Raw genomic sequence first — 21844 nt, forward strand, 5'->3', positions numbered from 1 at the left:
GTATGGGGCATAATCACCATCATGGCCACAATCATTCACATTCTGATTTAAAGGGAAGAAACCTTCTTATCTCCATTGTTCTTAATGTTGGAATTACCGCTGCCCAGGTGGTGGGAGGAATACTATCTGGGAGCTTGGCCTTACTTTCCGACGCCCTTCACAACTTTAGCGATGTACTTTCACTCATCATTAGTTTTTTAGCTAATAAACTTTCCAAGAAACGGGCCAGTTCAAAAAAGACGTTTGGCTATAAAAGAGCTGAAATTTTAGCGGCCTTCATAAACGCCGCCACACTGATTGTTGTGGCAGTTGTGCTTATGATAGAGGCCACGAAACGATTCGTAGACCCCCAGGAGATAGGTTCTGATTTGGTTATTTGGCTGTCGCTTGTTGGAATTGTGGCCAACGGCTTTAGTGTGCTGTTACTTAAAAAGGACGCGAGTGAAAATATGAATATGAAATCCGCTTATCTTCATTTGTTAACAGACATGATGGCTTCCGTTGCGGTTTTCATAGGTGGATGGCTAATGAAATGGTATCAGATTTATTGGGTTGACGCCCTCCTTACCCTTCTCATCGGTATTTATCTGATTTATATGGGCTATGATCTTCTAAAGGAATCGACCAAAGTACTGATGTTGTTCACGCCAAAATCGATTACGGTTAATGAGATAGTTGAATCAATTTGTACTATCGAACCCGTAAAAAATGTGCATCATGTTCATATATGGCAACTCAATGAGGATGAAATTCACATGGAGGCCCATATCGATTTTAAAGAAGACATCAAGCTTTCTGAATTTGATGAAATATTAAATCGAATAGAGGAACATGTTTACCATAAACATGGTATCAACCACGTGAACATACAGCCAGAGTATGACAAATGTGACTCCAAAACCATAATTGTACAGGATTGATGAATATACTGGTAAAGACCTTCGCAGAATTGTCAAGGGACGAATTGTATGAACTGTTGCGACTTCGGTGCGAAGTTTTTGTGGTTGAACAAAATTGCCCTTATCAAGATTTGGATAACAAGGACCAGAAAGCACTCCATGTTTTAGGCCGAGACAAGAATGCTTTGGTGGCCTACACACGTATTTTTGGTCCTGGAGATTATGCAGAAAACACTTCAATTGGAAGGGTGGTGGTCGCGCCCCATGGCAGGAAGCATGGATATGGCAAAAAAATCATGGAAGCTTCCCTAAATGAAGCACAGAAGAGGTTTCCAAAGTGCCCCGTTGAACTTTCCGCTCAAACCTATTTAATAAAATTCTACAATGATTTGGGTTTTTCGGCTATAGGAGAAGAATATTTGGAAGATGGAATTCCACATATAAGAATGATCAAATAAGTCGTTTGGCCACTTCAATTTGATGGAGAAAGTCGAGGTACAAAACCAAATTGACAGGCTTTTCTTTCTTGTTTTTACTTGAAAAATAAACATAGCCTTCAAATTTTGGGTCTAAGGCTTCAAGATGCATTTTCCCATGGAAACCTAAATTAGGCAGAATTAGCTTCTTAAGCTTTTCGGCCGAGACCAGTTTCTTTTCCAAAGCGGTGATTAGCTTTTTTCGGTTTACAAAAGTGATATCACAGGAAGTGTATTGGCCGGGGTTATCTGAAAAAATACTGGTAACCAATGCATAAAACTCGGTCTTCTTCTCAGCATCAAAAAACCACCCCGGTTTTAGTTCACTATTTTTTTCATAATAAAGCTCAAAAGCAAAAGTGGATAACCGCTCATTTACGTAGTCTAGCTGGGCTTTTTCATCGATAGGGTAAGAGCGCCCCCTTTTCTTATGTCGAAACATGATATCCACGCCTGCCAGTTGCTCTTTTTTGTCCAAGACCCGATTGAAAGTATATTGTTTCAAATGTTTGGTATAGTAAGAATCGAGGAGCTGAGAAAGGCGTTTTTCCTTCTCCAGATCTTTGCGAAAGCTACTTTTCAAAATCTATGATTTTTTTAAAAAGTACTTTTCCCAATTTTTCTACAATGCCGACCACCAAGGCATTGCCCATGAAAAAGGCACGCTTTGTATCGGATATTCCATCCAATTTGGTGTGGTTGTCGGGAAACATGTTAAGTCGTTCAAGCTCTAAGGGCGAAAGCCTTCGAAGCCCTTTAGGTGTGCTGACCACATGCTTGAATCGGGATGGGGATTTCCCGCCTTCGCCAGTAATAATGGTCCTTGAAGGTTGATCCAATGAATCTGGAAAAACCATGGCTCCTTCACTATAATTATAAGTAAATCCCGCTCTGGTTTTTCGAACTTCCTTTTTGCTTCCTTTTAAATATTCCCATTTACCCAAGTCTTTTTCATCAATAAAAAGCTCAGGATTCACGGTGCCGTTTTCCAAAATCGCCTCTAAAAAAACAGGTCGCCCATCATACATAGGAGAGGTGGCAGAAGTAAAAATGTCCCCAGCAATACACAGGCCACTATTCAAAAATGGAGATAGAGCCTGGGACTTGTTGAACCCATCTGAGATTTGTAAGACATCTCTGGGTAATGGAAACGACTCAAGTTGGCCCACATTTGGTATTACTGGAAAGGCTTTAGCAAATCCACCATCGTCAAAAAGCCATTCTTGAGGAGAGGCTCCTTTGAGTTTTTCATGGATTTCTGACAATCTATGGTATCCCAGCAAAAAAACGCGCCTTCTTCTTTGGGGCATCCCGTAATCGGCCGCATTGATAACGCGCCATTCTACGGCATAACCTAGGTCGGAGAGACTGCGGAGCATTATGGCAAAATCTCGCCCCCGTTGTTTGACCGGTGATTTTAAAAGGCGATCTACATTTTCGAGGATTAAGTATTTGGGCTTCTGTTTCTTTTCAGAAAGAATGCGGTGTATAGACCACCACAGCACCCCTTTTTTGCCCAACAGCCCTTTTGAGTTTTTCAGAGAGGTTGCCACGGAATAGTCTTGGCATGGAAAACCCCCAACAAGAACATCATGGTCTGGAATGGTATCGGTAGGAACATCTTCAATATTGATGTTAGAATGGTTATTGGACCCAAATCTTGCTTCATACACCATTGAGGCATGTTGGGTTTTCGTCGAAGGCTCCCATTGGTTGCTCCATACCACCTCGAAATTGCCATATTTTTCAAGTCCCAATCGAAAACCCCCAACTCCGGCAAAAAGCTCACACACCTTCAGTCGTTCCATGCCTAAAAATAGAATTTGTTTTTGTAACACAAATTCCTGAGTTTGGAAAACAAAGAAAACACCAAGGCCATTGGGTAAAATATTGACCTTGGTGTGCGAGTTAAATCAGACTTTAAACATTATGACAGAGTTTAACTATTTTAGTTGAAGCGCGATCAATTCGTTGTCCAACATTTGTGGTACAAGAATTAGGTTTTCAGACTTATTGTAAAAGAAATCGGCAGAACCTGGCTTAAGTTCCTTCACCAACTGGCTTTTACCTTCACCATCAATGGAAATCAGCCCTCCAGAAATCCAGTCCGATACGAGGAAATAATCTTTAAAGGCTTCAAGGCCGTCCAAATTACCAGTTGGTTTTGATAACTCTGTTATTTGCTTGGTTTCAAGGTTGACCTTTAAAAGTTTACCGGGAATTTCTGTTCCAAAGGTCTCGGAATTGGTCACCACGCCCCAGGTGGAAACGAGGATAGAATCGTCAACAAGTTTAAGTCCATTTGGATAGTCTAAGGCTTCATTTTTCAACCATAACTCGATTTGAGAATCCCTAATTCGATAAATTGAATTTCCACCAAAAGTATCGGTAACATAAACGGCACCATCAACTGCGATTTCAATATCATTTAGGAAAGTAGCCCCCTCGGCAGGAAACCGCTTCACAATCTTTCCCTCTTGGACATCCACTTGAATCACCTCGTCAATATCAGCGATAAAAAGTTGATTGTAATAAAGACCCAATCCCTTTGGGGCATTTAGTCCGCTAATCCATTTTTTTACAAGAATTTTGCCGTCTGAACTGAGAATGGAAATAAAACCTTGGCCATTTTTCTCGGCAGGCTGTCCGGAAACATTGGATACATAATACTGCTTTGAGGTGTGATCATAAACCACAGACTCTGGAGCCTCCAACCCTTTTACCACCCATTTTGTACCGAAATCCTGAGCTTGTATGTTGCCGATATACAATAGTGTCAACAACAAAAATGTCATTTTATACTTCATCTTGTTTTTTATGCAAATTTCTTGGGAATACAAGACAAGGCATAGGAGCTAGCTCACTATTTTGATGTGAGCTACATCACTTAAAGTCGACTAAGGGTTTCTCTGGAAACGCCCAAATACGATGCGAGCATTTTTTTGGGACTCTTTGAAGCAAATCCGGATAGAGGTCAACAAATTGTTTGAAACGATCTTCAGCAGACATGCGCAAAAGGGACAAAATGCGCTTTTGAAGAGCTACGTACCCTGAATTGGAGCGCACACGCCAAAAACGTTCCATTTTGTGCGATTCTTTACAAAGTTGCTCTCGATTTTCAAGCGAAATGGCCAACAACTCGCAATCTTCAACACAATCAATATAGATTGAGGCCTTTTCCCGGTTATAAAATGCGCCGTAGTCTGTTGTCCACCAGGTTTCAGTAGCAAATTTCAAAATATGCTCCTTGCCGTTGGCATCAAGATAGTATTCCTTTAAACAACCCTTCACTACCCAAAACTCATAGGGGACATTTTCGTTTTCCTGAACCAAAAATTGGTGCTTTTTTCTTTTAACGGGTTTAAAGAATGATAAAATATGGGCAAACTCCTCATCGGAAAGTTTAGAGGTAATTTGCTCAATATGTTGTTTTAGAAGAAGGCTCATTCTGTGGAATAGGCTACTTCGACTTAAAAGTAGCGATTGGTCTAAATTAACGAGCATCATCAACAAAAACAATTTGTTGGATTAGGAATAACCTTTCCTAAACAGATTGCAGCTAGAACTTCAGCTATTTAAAAATGAACTTTCCCTCTGAATTGATGGGGTGCAAACCCATTATCGCGTCCTTACACTTGGAACAAACCAAGCCGTGTTCCAATCCGGACTTAGAATCCTCATTGGTGTGTTCGTGAACATGCTTAGGCAAATGAAGCCTAGCCATTATGGCCTTGGTATCAATAACGCAATCGTAGTAGACCCATTCGCGGCAATTTTTGCTCCATGCCTGCCCTCGGAAGGTCTCCTTTATGTTTAGCCGAAGAAGCTCTTCTTCCAGAATTTTGAGATGTTCACACATAAAGGCAAAGGTATTTAGTAGTACTGTTTAAATTTTATACCTGAAATGCCCTATGATTTTAAAATCAAACAGGCAGTCCTCCAACTCTTGACCATTTCCGATATTGTGAACAATCAAATTTCGCATACCATCATGTGATTTTTTGTTGACCACAATCCCAATATGGGTGACGGCACCACCTAAATTCCAGCAAACGATATCTCCCGGCAAATAATCTTTGGCCCTATTGGAAATGGGCAACTCGGCCCCTTGACGCGTGAAGAAGGTCATGAGGTTGGGCACCCTTCTATGATCAATGTTTTTATCAGTGCTGCCTAAACCCCAAATTTTCGGGTACGCTCCAAAGGCAGCCATCATGTCTTCGTGCACTTCTTTTTGTAGATCTATTCCAATTTTTCGATAAGCACGGATGATTACATCGGTACACACTCCTTTATCGCTGGGCACATCCCCATTTGGGTAATCAATGGAGAAATAACTCGGGTCATACACGACCCTTTGTTGGGTGAGATCAAGAGCTGCTTCTTCAAGGGCAATCTGGTTTACTGTGGATTGGCAAATACCCCATTTGAAACAAAACAGTAATCCTATTAGAAATAACCACTTCATGCTTTGAAAGGTAAAAGAAAATAGAGAGCTAAGCTCTTAAATAACTATTAAACGTAATTACTTGAAGCCCTAGAGCACTATTTGGCCGGGGGTTCGTTCCAAAGGGGAACATCATCCATGGGAATATCTGGCACCTTGGCAAACCAACTTAAGCTATACCGAAACTGACTTGGCGGGTAGGCGATTGTGGTATCCCTGTTAAAATCACGACTTACATTGCTGATAAGACCATTAGTGCTCAAAATCCAATTGGATTGAATAGGAAGCAAGGTCATGCTTAGAGTATCGCCGGTAAGTTGCGGCCGCTGTGCATAAAAAGGTTGAATTTGAACAAATAGCTCCTTGCCATTGGCAATGGTCAAAAAATCACCATTTACGGTGTGTTCAACACTTCTTGTAGTATCATTTTTTCTTCGGGACGCCCACCCCACCCGAATGGGATAGCCTTTTCGTGCAATGGCCAACAGCTCACTTTTACTACCAAATATGGCATTGCCATTAGGGTCGTTTTTATAGATTAATTGCCAAGCCTGGGAGTCATTCAATGTATCATTTTTTTTGTTTTGATTAGTACACGATACTAAGAACAGGACGATCAGAACGATTTTAAGGAATTTAGATTTCATTTGTTTTTGGATTGATGTTTATAAGAGGCTAACGAAGTTAAGGGCTAAATCGTAGAATGCCATAACAAATTAAAGTTGAAAAGGGCAAACACTTTTACACCATTAAATTAATGATTACTTTAAGAGCCAAATCAACCTGACATCCAATGAAAACAAGAATTGTATCCGTATTTCTCTTTCTTCTAATTGGTTTTGGAGTTTGTGCCCAAGAAGAAGTATATGAACTTAGAACCTATGAGCTGGGCTTTTTCGGACCGGCCGAAGTTTTACACAACTACTTTGAGCAAGCACTCATCCCTGCACTGAATCGACAAGGCATCGACAATGTTGGGGCTTTTGAAGAATCGGTTGAGACCATGCCCAAGAAGATATATCTTTTGATTGGCTATGACAATATCCAATCTTTTCAAGATAGCAAGGATGCATTGGCAAAAGACGAAAAATACCTGCAAGATGCAGACTCGTACCTGAATGCTCCAGAGGCGTCTATCCCTTTTAAAAGAATTTCCACAAGTTTAATTCGCTCCACCACAGGCTTCCCAAAATTGGTAAAACCAAACGATGATGCGAATCTTTTCGAGCTACGGATTTATGACAGCTACAATGAAGATGCTTTGCGAAGAAAAGTGAAGATGTTCAACGATAGTGAGTTTGTGATTTTTGATGAGGTTGGACTGCCCATGGTGTTTTTTGGCCACAACATCGCAGGAAATCAGATGCCTTGTCTTACTTATTTGTTGGCGTTTAAAGATATGAATGCACATGGGGAGGCCTGGTCAAAATTTCTGGCCCATCCAGAATGGGTTCGGATTCTGAAACTTGAAGAATATGCCAATACGATTAATGAGATTACCCGGGTATTTTTAAAACCATTGCCGTATTCGCAACTGTAAAGGACTTGTTGTAACGTTCTTACTTTTCCCCTTGTAAGCCATAAATAGTGGTTTGCATGCCGGCGATTTTCCATTGGCCGTCCACTTTTTCCATAAGTCGTGTCTCACGTTTTAGCCCTCGCAATGAATCTTGTTGTTCGTAGGTGACCCATGCCCCATTTCCGTACAAGCGAACCTCAATGTCTTTTACCATTGAGGGCACTGGCTCAGGTTCTGGATGCTCTTCAATAAAGGTTTTTACAAAACCACTGATTTCTTCCCATCCGACCGATTCTGAAAAAGTGCTATCGGCAAAGTTGATGTATATTTTGGTAATTGTGGGGTCATGTACCCATTTGTCTTTCCAGCCCTCATAATCTCTTTGAAAAGCAGCTGCAGTTTCCTGATGCAAGGTTTCCAAAATGGCTTTCTTCTCGGATTCATAATTGATTTCGGGGGTGATGGAAACATCATCCTTTTCCGTTTGGGTCTCTTTGCATCCCGCGAGACATAGAAATAATGTTAAAAGGATTGTGGTCAGCGAGTTCTTGATCATACTTTTTTGAATGAGCAGCTTAGGGGTTAAACGTGTTGATCAATTAGAATAGCATTTCCATCGGGATCTAACAGTGTGATACTGGCAGGCCCAGTTGTACTTTCATCAGCTTCTTTCTGCAAAGCCACCCCTTTTTCCTTTAAAGAGCTTTGAATTTGTCGTACATCATCAAAATCATCCAGTTTTTGCGCATTGGCGTTCCATCCGGGGTTAAAGGTCAATATGTTGTTTTCAAACATGCCTTGGAACAGGCCGATAAGGGTGTCCTCGTTTTTCATAATAAGGTAGTTTCTGTCCATATCACCCGCAAAAACTTGAAATCCCAAAGTTTCATAAAACGTTTTGGAAGCCTTGATGTCCTTTACACTAAGACTTACCGAAAATGCTCCTAATTTCATTTCTTTATTCTGTTTTGGATTTATAGATTTTCCCATCTTTCATGACGAAAGATACGTCCTCTAGAATTTCGATGTTCTCCAAAGGATTTCCTTTTACGGCAATAAGATCGGCCCATTTGCCATCTTCAACACTTCCTGTTTTCTTGTCGATTCCAATGAGTTCCGCTGCATTGATTGTTGCCGATTGTATAATATGTAAGGGTTTCATACCCGCATCCTGCATGAGCTTAAATTGTTCGGCATTCCGCCCATGCTCAAAAATTGATGCATCTGTGCCGAAGGCCATTTTTACCCCTTTTTTGTAGGCCATACCGAATTTCTTCGCATAATCATAGTAGAGTTCTTGATTACTTTGATCAATTTCTTTATCAGTTATATCTTCATTCATTTCGATTAAGCTTATATAGGCAGCTAATAAGTCCATGACAAGATATACCCCATATTGCCTCATCAGATCAAGCGACTCTTGATCTAAGAAGGTTCCGTGCTCTATGGAGTTAACACCGGCTTTGATAGCATTTTTAATTCCATCTGCTCCATGCGCATGGGCAGCAACCCTTAATCCTCTTTTGTTAGCTTCGATGACCGCAGCCTGAATTTCTTCAACAGAGAAAGATGCGGCTCCGGGTATGGAGTTTGAGGTTCCAAAACCCCCTGTTGCATTTATTTTTAGTAAATCAACACCACTTTTGATAAGTGTTCGCGCACGTTTTTTGACTTCAACCTCCCCATCCACAGGATTTCCTGGATTAGGCTCAAGTTTAAGATGGGGCGCCATCCAATTGCCCCAGGCGCCATGACCACCCGTCATAGTAATTGCCTTTCCGCTAACATACATTCTTGGTCCTTCAATCCAACCATCTTTGATGGCATCACGCAGGGCAACATCACTGAAAAAATAACCTCCAACGTCACGAACGGTGGTGAAACCGGCATGTAAAGTTTTTTTGGCATACAGGGAACCAAGAATACCATATGATGCGATGGGAAGCTCATAAACATCCAATGATTTATTAAAGGAAGGTCCGGTCAAATGGGTATGACAATCAATCAACCCCGGCAGAACGGTATATTCAGATAGGTCTAAGTAATCATCAATTTCAGATAAATCAAGTTGATATGAAATTTTGGTAATCGTATTGCCTTGGATGGAAATCAGGACATTTTGCTTGAGTTGGCCCGTTCTCACATCCAACAGATTTCCTGCCAAAATATGCTGTGCTGATTCTTGGGCCAATGCTCCATGCAGAGAAAGCAGTAAGAAAACAAGAAGAAAAAGGATGATTTTGAGAAGGCGCTGAATCATAGGCTTTAAGGTAGCAAAAAACTAGCATTGAAATGTCTTCTAACTCTTAATTCATGGGGCAAGGGAGGAACAAACTTGATTCAACCTGCTTTCGTGTAACTGACCAAGAGCATATTATCCTTTACCATACCAATACCGAAGTCAGTGGTATTCCCATTCTCTTTCCAGGTAAGATGGTAAGTTCCGGATTCGAATGAAATGGTCAAATGAAGTTTTGGAGATGTGCTTCCATTTGTATCCGTGTAGGTAATCTCAAATTCCCCTTCAAACCTTTGGGTTTGGTTCAGTTCGGTCAATCGTATGCCACGTCCCGTTCCTCGCTCTAGTTCGGCATCTTTGCGAAATACCCATTCGGCGTATATTTCATCTTCCGTTTCTGTATAGACCACACAACCCAATTTGATGTTGCTCTCCATAGATGTGGTTTATAAAATGGAAATGTAGGTTTCCACCTCTGCATTGTCGCCGTCGTAGTACTTTGCGCCGTGTATGGTAACATCAACGTGAAAAGCTCTTTTTAGGGCTTTGTTCTCCCAAATTTCTGTCCAGGTTTTCACAATGGCTTCTGGCATTTTACCTTTTGAAACAAACTTTTGGCTTTTACCGATGCATAGTTCACGTCCGGTAAAACCCTTTGGAATATCATCAAGGGTTATCACAGGAAGCCCGATAATGATCGTGTATTTCCCCAAATCTTGATTTTCGTAATCGGTATACACGGCGTAAATGTCTGTATTGACCCTGTTCGGAACTTGGCTCTGTATGTCCTCTCCCCAAAATCGGCCCCAGAGTTTCTCTATGTCATGTAGCGATTGTCCATTTTGATTGGTGGTCTCCATGGCAATTCCAATAATCTTAAAGCAGTCCAAAGGTTCCATCTTTCCTGGTTCTTATTTCGAATTAGGTTGGGTTTTCAATCGGAAAGATACTGAGATAAATAAAAAGGGCTCAAGTCTCTGCCTGAACCCCTTCTTCTTTTGTGTAAGCACGCTAAACATTTTATTCCTCAGGCTTGGTATAGGTCACAATGTCAATTCCAACTCCATTCGGGTCAACAATGGCAAAGTGTCTATCCCCCCAAGGTTCATCCCTAATCTCAATTTCCATGGCACAGCCTTTATTTTTTAGCTCTTCGTAAACTTTGTCCACATCGTCCACCTCAATGGTGAGATATATCCCTTGCCCTCTAAAAGGGGATTGAAAAATAGGCTTCTGACTTGGGTGATTCGGTAATAGAAAACTGAGTTCCGCTGATTTGTTTGGAGTTTGCAGTAGCATGTAAAAGTCATTTTCAAATAACACCTTAAAGTCTAGCGTCTTAGTGTAAAACTCTTTGGTTTCCTCTAATTTTTCGGTAATAATTCCTGCGTTCAATTTCATATTGTGTGCGGTTTGTGCATTTACCAATCCGACCATTAGTAAAAATGCGATGAATACCATTTTTCTCATGTCCACGTATTTGTTGCTCAAATGTAGCTTGAGCGAATAGGGAGAGATTGTAAAAATCGGACAAAACTTAGCGGAAGGCTTCAGATGGGGTTACGCCGTAAAAAGTCTTGAAATTTTTAATAAAATGGGCCTGGTCAAAGAAACCCACATCGAAATACAGTTTGTTTGCCTTAAGGCTTTGATTGGAAGCTTTTGCACTTAGAATGTGCTGAAAACGAACAACATTGCTAAAAGCCTTGGGTGTGGTTCCGATATAATAGTTGAAAATTCTACGAAGTTGGCGGGGGCTCAAGCCTGTATCCAGGTCTTTCTCGGTATCTAAAAATCCGTTTTTTTGAAAAATAAGATGTAGTGAACTGAAAAATCTTTGGTCAAACTTTAGCTCCCGTTTATTTAACACTTTTCCCAATTGCATGTTTAAATGTCCCGCCACTTTTTCAAAGGGAAGGGATGCCTTGACTACTTTGGAAATCCAGGCGGAAAAATCAGGCAATACATTTTTTAAATCTTGAGATCGATTACTAAGCAGTTTTGCATCGATTCCAAACAAGAGAGAAAAGGCAGAGGGCAAAAACCGAATTCCGATATAGTCGAATTCTTTACCGATTGAGAACTCTGCATATTTTCTGCAAAAGCCCATCACAAAATTTTCAGATGGACGATTATGATTAAAGAATATGTCGATACACCCGTCGGAAACCACGCTATAAACATAGGGCTTGGCTAGGGCTTGCTTGGTTTTTAGCTGCCAAAAACAATAAACGAAATCTTCAATTTTTTTATTGGGCCTTATTTCGTGGTAAAAGATATCCGTGTTTTCAGCCTTTACTGTGGGCTGAATCGGGTTATAAAATTCTTTTATGGCTTCAAATTCTTTCAATTCTTGTTTTTGGTGACAGAATAACAGAATTAATCCGCTTGAATCTAAAAATAACGTATTGCAGATTTAATTATGAGATGGTAATTTTTGGTATTCCCTACCTTCCCTGACCATAGAAGTGTCATTTTTTCTCTCTTCTATAAAAGCAAGAACCTGATCTATGGTTTTTTGATCAAGTTCTTTTTTTTGAACCTTCTTTTGGTTGTCATCGATAAAGTAACCCCCTTCAATTTCAAATGATATTCGGGAGAGATCCCTCACCATATTTGCATAGTAATTATGAAACAGCTTTAGTTCGTTGATAGAATCGTTGACCTGAACCATGAAGCGCTTGATTTGAGTTTGATATCCTTGGGTTTGATATTCAATTTTTATTGTGTCAGCCCTTTTTAAAATAACAGAGACCTCGTCTTCCTCTGAGGTAAACTCCGGTATTTTCACTTGAGTATGCTGGTCGTCCACGACTAGGGCTTCGGTTTTTTCGTCGTAGGGCCTGTAGTAATGCAAAACGATATCGTCCTTGTTCTTGGGATTGCTTCCACCGTAGATAAAAAAGTCTTGCATTAAATCTTTGTCTGGATAAAAAACCAGCACATTGTTGTTGAAGACGCCGTATTCTCCGTACACCTTCAAATCAACATTACCAAAGGAGGCAAAATAGAAAAACGTTTTATTTTCCAAAAGGTAAACACCAGCGGCAACTTCAAAACTGGACAAATCATAAAACCCCTCTGCAGTTTTGTGGGGATCTTGAGCATGTGTTGAAGTCATAAACAGGGCGGTTAAGATTAATACATAACGAAACATGGGCTGACGTGATTCTATGAACTCTTAAAAATAGGGATTAAACCCGATGGGTTGTAGGCCTTGTCACGAAAGTTATTTTCCCTTTTCTTGATAAATGATGATCTGCAGCCCATCAGGATCTCTTAAGTAGAGATAGTGGGAGCCCCAAGGGCGAAGTACGGGACCCCTGGCCCTCCATTTTTCATGTAAAAGGCCGGCCCAATAGTTGACATCTTCCGTTCTCAACTGAATATCAGCTTTATCATTTTCAAAGCTTTCGCTAAATGCCTTTTGATAATAGCTATGATCCTGGGTTATTTCAGAAATTTCCAAAAACGCGTTACTGCCCTGAGGTCCCAGCCTCAGAATTACGCCCTTTGAACCGTTGCCATCGTTGTATTCCTCTGCGATTTCCAAACTGAGAATTTGAGTATAAAATGTTTTTGAAGCTTCAAAGTTCTTCGTTCGTATTACCGTTTTTAAGCTTAATAAGCTATTCTGGGGAGAAACGTTTTCCATATGAATCGTTTTCGTAAGATATTGGAGTGCTAACGGCCATAATTCCTGCCAGAGCCTAAAATGTACGTTTGGACGGGTTGGTCAACCGTTAAACTACAACCTGCCAGTCCTCTGGCAGGTCGATTACGTTCATTGTTGTTGGTTTTATCCTTTATCTTCTTCCTCTTTGCGCCAAAATTCAAATTGTTCATTTAACAGGGTTACAGCGGGCTTACCTCCTTTTTCGATTCCCTGAATCGCTAATTTTAAAATAGCACCGTCTTGAGGTCCGTAGACCATAATAAAAGCTGACCTTGCATATTGGGTTTCACATCTTTTATCACCACCTGCTTGTTCTCCAGCCTTTAGAGCCATCATCAGCCTTTCTGCTAATGATTTGTCCCTATTTTCATCAAATGCCTTGTAAGCATTCAAAACAACTTGTTCGTCGGGAAGGATATTGCCCATAACAGCAAAATCCTTGCCCACTTTTTCGCCATTCCAGTCACTGATTTCGGCACCGGAATAAACAAGGGGGCTTGAGTCTGTTCCTAATAAAATTATACCGTATTGTTGTCTCTCGGGATTGAACCTTTCATCCTTCATGGCATTCAAAATTTCTTCAAGGCTCATCCCTTTGTTCATCAGTTCCACGCCCTTCATTCGTGCGAAATAGTCGCTTCCAGCCTGAACCACAACGGCTCCTTTCCCTGGCACAATTGAAGCAATACCAGAAACGTCAAAAGTACAGGAGGCCCCTACAATTCCAATTTCCCCTGTTTTACGGTCTACAGCTATTATAGACCAAGTAGCGTAACAATGTGTTGAAAAAAAAGTGGTTAAAATTACTAGTAATGTAATACTTGTCTTGTTCATTTTTTGATTGGATTTTGATGTTTATAATCTTAATAGACAAGTTAAAATTCACTTTGTTACATAATAATAAAAATTATGGCCAATGTGCAGTAGATGAAACACGGCAACGGCATGAAAGATATCCAGTTGTATACATCGTTGGGCTCGTTTTTTTTACCTAGAACCTACTCTCAAAAAAATAGAAGAGATCTTAATTAATATTTATATCTAAACTTTTGAGATCATAGGCATATATAGCTCCACCAACAGAATAATAGAGAGTCCTTTTGTCTTCTCTAACAAAAACGCCCCATCCATATTCCAGCGCATCTATTTTTTGTGCCTTTTGCCATTTATTGTCTTCGAATCGACTCACAAAAATTCCGGTATTTTCATTTGAAGATGCGTCATATCTGGTAAAAATCATCATACTATTCCTCTTGTTTACCCAAGGGCTAAACTCAGTAGCTTCTGTATTGATATTTTGGTTCAAACGCTTTGGTTTTTGATAACGACCATGCCTAAAAGCGACATAATATATATCATCATATGGATGTAATTCGTTTTCTTGGACACCGCTAAAGTAAAATGAATTATCATTTAAAATATGATAATACCCCCCGTTGAAAGAATATCCATAGTCGGAGTTTAGGTCTTTTGGAATGGACCATTTCCCTTTTTCTTTTAAACATAGCCATGTTTTATCTTCTTTACAAAACAGTGCCCTATTACCATCTGGAGATACGCTCATATTATATAAACTATCCACAAATTCAATTTTAATTGGTTTACCCCATACACCATCAGCAAAGTAACTTTTGAACCCTAATTGAGATTTTTGCCATTTACTATCAACGGTTTGGGTGAAATACAGAGTTTGTCCATCTTGGGTAAAGGATATTTCATGTGTGGTTTTTTCTGGCACAGAAATAGTATTAGGCTCAAAAACAAATTCCTGTGCATCGGAATATATCGCAACAAAAAAGAAAATGAGGAAATATATCGAGGGTTTTTTCATGTTGTTTTTGTTGATACGAAGAGGTTCGCATAGTGTGCCGGATAGGGTTTTTAAGTTAGTAATTTTAAGGCATTCGGAGCCTCTAGCGGACTGCGGTCTTTTGCTTGGAAAAGTAATTTTTATTTTTCGCGGTGTATGATTGCCCATCGCTCATTTGCTTTTTCCAAATTGCCTTTCTCATTCGATTCCCAGACCTTTAAAAAGTTATATCCACTTTCATTGTAAAACAGGTATAATTTGTCGTCAATTATTTTGAAGGTTTTTGGATTGACCGGATACTTGCCAGGGGGATAACCATTCCCATCAACCTCCATGGCCAATCCGTAGGCGCAATACCCTCCAAATTCAGGTTTATACTTTTCGGGATTTTCAATAAATAATGATCTGTTCTTTTCGCTTGCAAATAAATAGGTAACACCTTGGTTTTTATATTGGAATTCGGAAGAGCCTTTTGAAGCGGTATTGCCTAGAAAATATTCCGTTACGTCGTAACCTTTTACAGCCAAACTATCTTGGCCAACATTATGATAAGGCGCATCGGCATTGGCGAACTTTAGGGTTTCCTTTTGGGAATGGGAAACTGAAGTTGTGAGCAGGGCAAGTAGAATTAAACAGCTATTTTTCATTCGGTTCTTTTTAATGCTTTCCAATGGCTGCAACCAAACACTATCTTTTTCTTGGATGTAAATGGACAAATTCGTCATAAATCAGTTTAAACTTTTCTTTGTCAATCGGCTTATACACTTCTTTCTGAGTAACAGGATGGTTTTTAATACAATTGGGTGTGATACATTTATTGGGCCTCGTGGGTCGATTTGTAAAACCACCGCCACAGTTGGGGCATACATTTTCTAAGATGTTCTCAACACAATCTTTACAAAAAGTGCACTCGTAGGTGCATATCATCGCCTCTTCACTTTCATTGGGAAGAGGTTTTCTACAATTTTCGCAGACCGGGCGCATTTCCAACATAGCTCTAAATTTTAAGATTGGATTGTTTCTTTATTTCTACCCCAAGATTTCTTAAGGCACCTTAATCATCGCTACTCACTTGTTTTGCCCTTTAACCTCTCCATTATCGGCCTAAAATCTATCCAATAAATATCTCCAGATTTCTCTTCGTCCTCAATATAGGTCCCTCTATGAAAGAACAAATACCTGCCATCAGGTGACACGCTGGCACACATTTCGGTTTGGCCGGTATTGATTTCCGGTCCCAGATTTTGTGCCTCCGTCCAGCTGCCATTTTTATTAAAGCTGATGTACAGATCATTATCGCCAAAACCTGAATCACTTTCCCCATCAAAAATAATGTAGCTTTCATCGGGAGCGATGTACGGATGCGCTTTCAGTTTTAATCCTTTAAGGTTGATTTCTTCTCCCATTCTATTTACACTGCCATATTGCCCTTCTTTGCGCATCGCGTTATAAATGCCACCGTCGTCATGACCTTCTCCTTCCTCCTCAGAGGTGAAATAGAGATTGCCATTTGCTGAAGATGTCAAATACATAACAAAACGGTCCTTAAAAGGTGCCTCCAAAGGCACGGGTTGGCTCCATCCGTTTGCATTTTTTTCACTGTACCATTGGTGCAGCTCCCTTTTTTCAATAGTGTCGTTAAGGGGTCGTATGCTTCCAAAATAGAGGATGTCTCCCTTGGGGTTGATGTGGGGCTCAAAGTCCCACCCTTTTTCGGGTGTAAAAAAAGCCAGTTCAGGGTCGGACCATGCGCCATCGACCAATTTTATGGCATAGATCTCATTGCTCGATTCAGGTTGTCTTCGTGTAAAGAACATCTCGTCCATTTCTGGACTAAAGGTGATGGCGAACTCAAAGGCATCCGTGGAGACTACACCTTCCCCAAAAACCAGGGCGGTATCCGTTGGGACTTGATCGCTAAAAAGGGTAAGGTTTGATTTTTCTTCCTCCTTACAAGACGAAATCAAGATCAGAAGGACGGTTAACTTGGATAAGGTTTTTAAAAATTTCATGTTCGTTTTTTCAATGTTATTTCATGTTCGTTTTTTCAATACGCTCTCTTAATCGAATGAAATCGACCCAATACAAATCTGCCAGCCAATACGTACTGCCATCGTCCCTGACCTTTTCTTCTCCTCTGGAAAAGAACAAATACTTTCCATCGGGTGAGACTGTTGCAGCATTTTCACTTAAATCTGTATTTATCTCAGGTCCCAAACTATATGACTCACTCCAGACGCCATTTTTATTGAAACTGATGTACAAATCACCATTTTCAGGAATGGAGGTTCGCTCTGCATCATAGATGATATAGCTTTCGTCCGGTGCAATGTAGGGGTGGGCTATCCATGTGCCGGGCTCATTGATTTCTTTGCCCATTTTTTGGGATGGACCCAATTTGCCTTCTTGATTCAAGGCGAAATAAATGCCTTCATTTTCAGGTTTTTGCCCCTCTTCCCTTGAGGTGTAGTAGAGATTGCCGTTTTCGGAAGCGGTGACGCACATGATCCATCTATCCACCAAAGGTTTTGCCATGGGAACGGGTTCTCCCCATCCGTTTTCATTCTTATCAACATACCATTGGTGGAAACCTGATGTTTCAGTCGTATCGGGAAGGGGCCTTCGACTTCCAAAATAAAGCCGGTTGCCCTGTGGGTTGAAGCGAGGGTGAACATCCAAATATTTGGTATTGGTGGAGAAGCGTGCGAGTTGAGGTGTCGTCCACGAACCATTGACCCATTTTATGGTATAAACGTTATGGCTCTCTCTTGGTTTCCTTTGGTTGAAAAAAATCTCATCCATTTCTGGACTGAACGTAATCGAACCTTCAAGAAGGCTATCTACTGTAATGATGTCTGGCGCAAAAATCAGGGGAACATCCTTTGGGATTTCAGGACTGAGCAGTATAAGATTTGATTTTTCTTCTTGTAAGCAGGAAGAAATCATCAGCAAAAAGACAGCTAACACGAATATGGTTTTTACTAGTTTCATGTGCAGTATTACTTTAATTTATTCCAAGTCAAACAAGCCCGATTTGGCAAGCTGCCGACTGATAGCCGGGAGCTGATGTTCTTTTTTGTTTACATCGTAGGTGCCATAAAATGCAATGACCAAATCTCGCGAAGGGGAGATGTAGAGCCCTTGACCGGCATGGCCGCCTTTGTAGAAATCACCATCTTCATAAATCTCGTCCCATTGGTGGCCGGGATATTTTATGTCTTCCGAAAACCAGGATTTTGCTTTTAGGTTTTTGTTTACGTCCCGAATTCTTGCCAGATGGGCATCTGAAACAATGGGATTCGAGCCTTTTCTTCCACTAGGGGTGTAGGCCAAACCAAACCGGGCCAAATCGCGCAGTGTGGATGACACGCCATAACTAGAGGTGGCTGCCAGACCATTGCTTCTTTTTCCCAAAAGGCCATTGAATTCTGACCCAATCTTTCTCCAAATTTCTTGTTCCAAAAAATCGCTGAAGGTAAGACCACTAACCTCTTCAACAAGCAATGTAAGCATGGCGGTGTTGATGCCCCTATAGTCGTACTCTGTGCCCGAAGGCTTAACAGATTTTGCCGAGGCCAAGGCTTTAATTTGCTCTTGGGTCGTATAGGCGGTTCTGAGCTTTTGGCTACTGGAGCCGGATTCCATTCCCGAGCTCATGGCCAGAATGTCCACTATGGGAATGCCTTCCCAGTCCGAGCCCTTTAGGGCTTCCAAATATGTGTCGATGGGTTGGCGGCTATCGAGGAGGCCACGATCTTCCAAAATGCCCACGGCTGTGCTCACATAGATTTTGGTCACCGAATAATTCACGTGAAAATCTGTGGGGAACATCCGCGGATAGCCCTCAAATACAATTTTGCCCTTATGAACGATGATCAAACCATCCACTTCGGCTTGTTTAATGTATTTGGTTAATGGTAAACCACCACCTGTCTTTAAATGCTTTGGAGTCAAAAAATTCTGGACATCAGCCCGGGGTGTTTCTTCAAGGATTTTTGGGGTATCTGACCGGAGAATGCGGGAGTGCTTCTCCAGTTCGGCATAGTTTAAAAAATAAAACCGGCTGTGATCACCGCCATACCTGCGGCTGCCTCCCTCCAATAGGTGTTTGTGATAAGCTTGCTTTTCTTCCTTGGTAAACCCTGCATAGCCATAGGTTTCATACTTTGGACCGGTTTCGCTTGGCGGCTCCGGCTCCATTTGGGATTCAGTTTTGCAAGCGACAAGCAGAACAACGATAAACCAAAGCTTTTTCATGGCGCTATTCCTTTGTTATTTTAGACAACCACCGTACACTCTCAACCCCCGCTAAAGGAAATACGGTCTGATGACTTCCTTCGAGCACTACATGTTCCAAAGACAGGGTTTCGTCCTTTTTGCTTTTCACCATGGTAACAAACTCTTCCACATGCGGACCCAATTCGTCTTCCAACGCGCCATACGAGACAAATACATTGGCATGAAAACCTTTATATTTTGTGAGGCTGGTCGTTCCCAACTCGGAGAGCAAGGCTATATCACCGTCAACGGTCGGACTGCCCAAAATATAGTTTTTAAAGGTGTCCGGTTTTGCCATTAAAATAAAAGCACCAAAGTTACCACCCATGGAATAGCCGAAATAGGAGCGGGTCGATGCATCGGTGCGGTAGTTTTTTTCCACATAGGGAATGACATCGTTTCGAATGAAATTCAGGTGACTGTGCGCCTGCCCAAATTTATATTTGGCCTGGTGCTCTGGATTGGACGATTCCTTTATGGAATAGTCCCGATATCGGCTTACATGCTCGCCCGCCTCTTCCAAAAGGTCTTCGGGCATGTCCTTTTGCCAAGAAATGCCCACTAAAACAGCGTCTTCCATGAGGTACTCTGCCGAAGCGGACAAAATATCCATATGCCAAATGGCATCGGTAAAATAGATTACGGGATGAATTGAATCTTTGTGTTCGGAATAGCTTTCGGGCAGTTTAATATACAATTCGTACTGACCTCCCAGCCTAGAATTTTTGATGGGGACCACTTGGGTCCTGGGAATCTCATACCCTTGGGGTTTCTTTACCTCAGCGGTGGTCGGTTCGGGTTCTGTGGATTGCTGTTTTTTGGTGTTGCACGCGGTAACGCACAGTGCAAGCACAAGTATTAAAAATACTGGGATGCCTTTGCTCATTTTTTGATTAGATGTTGGTTGGGAACGGGTCTTGCACTGAGCCAAAACCCTTATTCCCCCATTACGGCTACCCAAGATAAATGCTTTCGAAAGACCCCGCTATGGGTTTAACCTTTTGTTGGGAAATGGTGTTGATTATGTTCTTATCATCAGCTCACCCTTCTTTCGTTGCAGAAAGTTGTTACCGCCTTTTCGCTTTTTTCCTTTGTGATATTTCAATCCACCTACGGCAAAGTCCACCTTCACCTTTGGTTTTAGATTTATTAAAATCCAACCTCCCTTGGCCATAAACCCTCCTAAGATAGGTACATGCTCTTTCTTTATGTAGTTGATGGATTTGATGTTTTCACCTTTTAGGATTTCATTGGCAAATTCGTTTACCAAATGCCCTTCAACAATATCCAACCGATAGCTATATTTCATGTTCACTGTAATAAGCATTGAATAATGATTTCGGTTTTTAGTTCTTCCATTAATGTGGATTAAGTCTTTTCTGTTAAATTGAATCGTATCGGAAAGGACTTTTTGCTTCAAGCTATCTATGAAAGGTCTTATATTCCCTTCTTCTATCGATTTGGAAGGTATTATGCTATTTTCAAGTTGCGTGAATCCTAGATTGCTATTTAGAAGTATAGTAAAGAATACTAGCACAGTATTTTTCATTCTCTTTGGCTTTGTTTTTAAAGCTACTTGATACTCTAAATTTAAAAAACCACAAATGAGTGAACTTGCACCTCTAGTTAGTCAAAGGGGCTCTTAAGTGCCCCCAATCTCCCCAATCCTCTCCCTACAAATCCTCTCCGTCAGCTCTTTGAGTTCGTTCACCTTCTCCGCCAGATATGCTAACTCACCTTTGGTGATTTGGTACTCATCCATATTATAGCGGGCATCGATATAGGCGCGTTTGAGGAGCTCAAACCGGTGCTTTTCGGTGTCGGTGGTTTTGGGGAAAACGGCAAAGCGCGTATCGCACATCTCCACTTTTAGGCCCAGAGTCTCTAAATTATGGTCTTTGGGGCGGTAATCGGTAAATACCAGCAAAATGGTGGTGTAGTAGCGCTCCGTGGCTTGGTGGAGCATGAAAGCAGCATTATTCAAACTGTTTCTGCCCAAGGCATTTTGAAAATCGATGAGAAATTCGTTCGCACTTTCAAACCACTGGTCAAAATGGCCTTGTGCTTTATGTTGGTACTGCTCTGGGGTTAATTTTTTGGGTTGGGCCAGCTTAAATTTTTGGGAATCGTAGAGCACATGTCCCTCTTCCTTAATGTCCTTAAAAAAGTAGTTGCCCATGGTCAAGGAGGCGTTCAGCTGTTTTATACCATGAAAAATAAGGCTCACGGGAGTGGTGACTATCCTCGGGGCAATGAGCTCGGCCTTGATCTTGTCCTCAATACGGAATTTTTGCTTAAGGTCCTCATGGGTGAGCACGACGAGGATGTCGAAATCGCTACGGTATTCGTAGGTGATGCCCTTGTGCACATACTGGTCCTCTACCCAGTTGCCGCGGGCGTAGCTACCAAAGAGGATGACCATTTCCACCTCTTTAAAGGCGGAAAGCTGCTCGGTGAGCCGCGTAAGTTCTTCTTGTTTGGATTTGGGTAGATGGTTCAC

The 21844-nt window shown here is 41.2% G+C and carries 29 protein-coding genes; 3 read left to right on the forward strand and 26 right to left on the reverse strand.

Going from position 1 to position 21844, the window contains the following annotated elements; translation table 11 throughout:
* Positions 1-2 precede the first annotated feature (2 nt).
* The gene (locus EW142_RS12995; RefSeq protein ID WP_130614509.1) at positions 3-920 is read left to right on the forward strand and encodes a cation diffusion facilitator family transporter; all 918 of its coding nucleotides are present in this window, start codon (positions 3-5) and stop codon (positions 918-920) included.
* Positions 920-1357: a GNAT family N-acetyltransferase gene (locus tag EW142_RS13000; protein WP_130614511.1), complete on the forward strand. Its 438-nt coding sequence runs from the start codon at positions 920-922 to the stop codon at positions 1355-1357. The genes EW142_RS12995 and EW142_RS13000 overlap by 1 nt, the downstream gene beginning before the upstream one ends.
* On the opposite strand, the gene EW142_RS13005 is transcribed toward EW142_RS13000, so the two are convergent.
* From EW142_RS13005 to EW142_RS13035, 7 genes are all read right to left on the reverse strand, one after another.
* Positions 1350-1958: a hypothetical protein gene (locus tag EW142_RS13005; protein WP_130614513.1), complete on the reverse strand. Its 609-nt coding sequence runs from the start codon at positions 1956-1958 to the stop codon at positions 1350-1352. The two genes, EW142_RS13000 and EW142_RS13005, sit on opposite strands and share 8 nt — an antisense overlap.
* A complete protein-coding gene (gene dcm, locus EW142_RS13010) occupies positions 1948-3183 on the reverse strand; it encodes a DNA (cytosine-5-)-methyltransferase (RefSeq protein WP_130614515.1) in 1236 nt (411 codons plus the stop codon). Before dcm ends, EW142_RS13005 begins: the two co-directional genes overlap by 11 nt.
* A gap of 135 nt (positions 3184-3318) precedes the next feature.
* Positions 3319-4182 (reverse strand): SMP-30/gluconolactonase/LRE family protein, encoded by an 864-nt coding sequence (locus EW142_RS13015; protein ID WP_130614517.1) that lies wholly within the window; start codon positions 4180-4182, stop codon positions 3319-3321.
* 76 nt (positions 4183-4258) lie between these two features.
* A complete protein-coding gene (locus tag EW142_RS13020; RefSeq protein WP_313790915.1) occupies positions 4259-4882 on the reverse strand; it encodes a Crp/Fnr family transcriptional regulator in 624 nt (207 codons plus the stop codon).
* 64 nt (positions 4883-4946) lie between these two features.
* Complete coding sequence (locus EW142_RS13025; RefSeq protein ID WP_130614518.1) at positions 4947-5234, reverse strand: hypothetical protein; 288 nt, start codon at positions 5232-5234, stop codon at positions 4947-4949.
* Between the two features lie 27 nt (positions 5235-5261).
* On the reverse strand, positions 5262-5843 hold the full coding sequence (locus tag EW142_RS13030; RefSeq protein WP_130614520.1) for a DUF1287 domain-containing protein: 582 nt from the start codon (positions 5841-5843) through the stop codon (positions 5262-5264).
* 77 nt (positions 5844-5920) lie between these two features.
* Positions 5921-6469, reverse strand: coding sequence for a hypothetical protein (locus EW142_RS13035; RefSeq protein ID WP_130614522.1), 549 nt, complete (start codon positions 6467-6469; stop codon positions 5921-5923).
* A gap of 146 nt (positions 6470-6615) precedes the next feature.
* On the opposite strand from EW142_RS13035, the gene EW142_RS13040 reads away from it, so the two are divergent.
* Positions 6616-7362, forward strand: coding sequence for an NIPSNAP family protein (locus EW142_RS13040; protein WP_130614524.1), 747 nt, complete (start codon positions 6616-6618; stop codon positions 7360-7362).
* A gap of 19 nt (positions 7363-7381) precedes the next feature.
* Here the strand turns inward: EW142_RS13040 and EW142_RS13045 are convergent, their stop codons facing one another.
* From EW142_RS13045 to EW142_RS13135, 19 genes are all read right to left on the reverse strand, one after another.
* Positions 7382-7897 carry a hypothetical protein gene (locus EW142_RS13045; protein WP_130614526.1) on the reverse strand — a complete coding sequence of 172 codons (516 nt, stop codon included), beginning with the start codon at positions 7895-7897 and terminating at the stop codon, positions 7382-7384.
* A 26-nt stretch (positions 7898-7923) separates the two neighbouring features.
* Positions 7924-8295 (reverse strand): VOC family protein, encoded by a 372-nt coding sequence (locus EW142_RS13050; protein WP_130614528.1) that lies wholly within the window; start codon positions 8293-8295, stop codon positions 7924-7926.
* A gap of 4 nt (positions 8296-8299) precedes the next feature.
* Positions 8300-9601 (reverse strand): metal-dependent hydrolase family protein, encoded by a 1302-nt coding sequence (locus EW142_RS13055; RefSeq protein ID WP_130614530.1) that lies wholly within the window; start codon positions 9599-9601, stop codon positions 8300-8302.
* A gap of 80 nt (positions 9602-9681) precedes the next feature.
* Positions 9682-10017 (reverse strand): hypothetical protein, encoded by a 336-nt coding sequence (locus EW142_RS13060; RefSeq protein ID WP_130614532.1) that lies wholly within the window; start codon positions 10015-10017, stop codon positions 9682-9684.
* A 9-nt stretch (positions 10018-10026) separates the two neighbouring features.
* A complete protein-coding gene (locus tag EW142_RS13065; protein WP_240740214.1) occupies positions 10027-10479 on the reverse strand; it encodes a GyrI-like domain-containing protein in 453 nt (150 codons plus the stop codon).
* Positions 10480-10600: 121 nt separating this feature from the next.
* Positions 10601-10981, reverse strand: a complete 381-nt coding sequence (locus EW142_RS13070; protein ID WP_130615726.1) for a VOC family protein — start codon at positions 10979-10981, stop codon at positions 10601-10603.
* A gap of 136 nt (positions 10982-11117) precedes the next feature.
* The gene (locus tag EW142_RS13075) at positions 11118-11930 is read right to left on the reverse strand and encodes an AraC family transcriptional regulator (RefSeq protein ID WP_205783273.1); all 813 of its coding nucleotides are present in this window, start codon (positions 11928-11930) and stop codon (positions 11118-11120) included.
* A 66-nt stretch (positions 11931-11996) separates the two neighbouring features.
* Positions 11997-12701, reverse strand: coding sequence for a hypothetical protein (locus EW142_RS13080; protein ID WP_130614536.1), 705 nt, complete (start codon positions 12699-12701; stop codon positions 11997-11999).
* Positions 12702-12809: 108 nt separating this feature from the next.
* Positions 12810-13235, reverse strand: a complete 426-nt coding sequence (locus EW142_RS13085; protein ID WP_130614538.1) for a VOC family protein — start codon at positions 13233-13235, stop codon at positions 12810-12812.
* A 144-nt stretch (positions 13236-13379) separates the two neighbouring features.
* Positions 13380-14090 (reverse strand): DUF1028 domain-containing protein, encoded by a 711-nt coding sequence (locus EW142_RS13090; protein ID WP_130614540.1) that lies wholly within the window; start codon positions 14088-14090, stop codon positions 13380-13382.
* A 190-nt stretch (positions 14091-14280) separates the two neighbouring features.
* A complete protein-coding gene (locus EW142_RS13095; protein WP_165395281.1) occupies positions 14281-15087 on the reverse strand; it encodes a PD40 domain-containing protein in 807 nt (268 codons plus the stop codon).
* A gap of 119 nt (positions 15088-15206) precedes the next feature.
* Positions 15207-15713: a YHS domain-containing (seleno)protein gene (locus EW142_RS13100; RefSeq protein WP_165395282.1), complete on the reverse strand. Its 507-nt coding sequence runs from the start codon at positions 15711-15713 to the stop codon at positions 15207-15209.
* Between the two features lie 40 nt (positions 15714-15753).
* Entirely contained in the window at positions 15754-16059 is a 306-nt protein-coding gene (locus EW142_RS13105) for a DUF1272 domain-containing protein (protein WP_130614545.1), read from the reverse strand.
* 71 nt (positions 16060-16130) lie between these two features.
* Positions 16131-17078, reverse strand: a complete 948-nt coding sequence (locus tag EW142_RS13110) for a TolB-like translocation protein (RefSeq protein ID WP_130614547.1) — start codon at positions 17076-17078, stop codon at positions 16131-16133.
* 16 nt (positions 17079-17094) lie between these two features.
* Positions 17095-18057 carry a TolB-like translocation protein gene (locus tag EW142_RS13115; RefSeq protein WP_130614549.1) on the reverse strand — a complete coding sequence of 321 codons (963 nt, stop codon included), beginning with the start codon at positions 18055-18057 and terminating at the stop codon, positions 17095-17097.
* 18 nt (positions 18058-18075) lie between these two features.
* Entirely contained in the window at positions 18076-19323 is a 1248-nt protein-coding gene (locus tag EW142_RS13120; protein WP_130614551.1) for a serine hydrolase domain-containing protein, read from the reverse strand.
* A gap of 4 nt (positions 19324-19327) precedes the next feature.
* Positions 19328-20230 carry an alpha/beta hydrolase gene (locus EW142_RS13125; protein WP_130614553.1) on the reverse strand — a complete coding sequence of 301 codons (903 nt, stop codon included), beginning with the start codon at positions 20228-20230 and terminating at the stop codon, positions 19328-19330.
* Positions 20231-20365: 135 nt separating this feature from the next.
* Positions 20366-20893, reverse strand: a complete 528-nt coding sequence (locus tag EW142_RS13130) for a hypothetical protein (protein ID WP_130614555.1) — start codon at positions 20891-20893, stop codon at positions 20366-20368.
* A gap of 93 nt (positions 20894-20986) precedes the next feature.
* On the reverse strand, positions 20987-21844 hold the full coding sequence (locus EW142_RS13135; RefSeq protein WP_205783275.1) for a HEPN domain-containing protein: 858 nt from the start codon (positions 21842-21844) through the stop codon (positions 20987-20989).

This window comes from Flagellimonas allohymeniacidonis (genome assembly GCF_004296335.1).
Taxonomy (GTDB): domain Bacteria; phylum Bacteroidota; class Bacteroidia; order Flavobacteriales; family Flavobacteriaceae; genus Flagellimonas; species Flagellimonas allohymeniacidonis.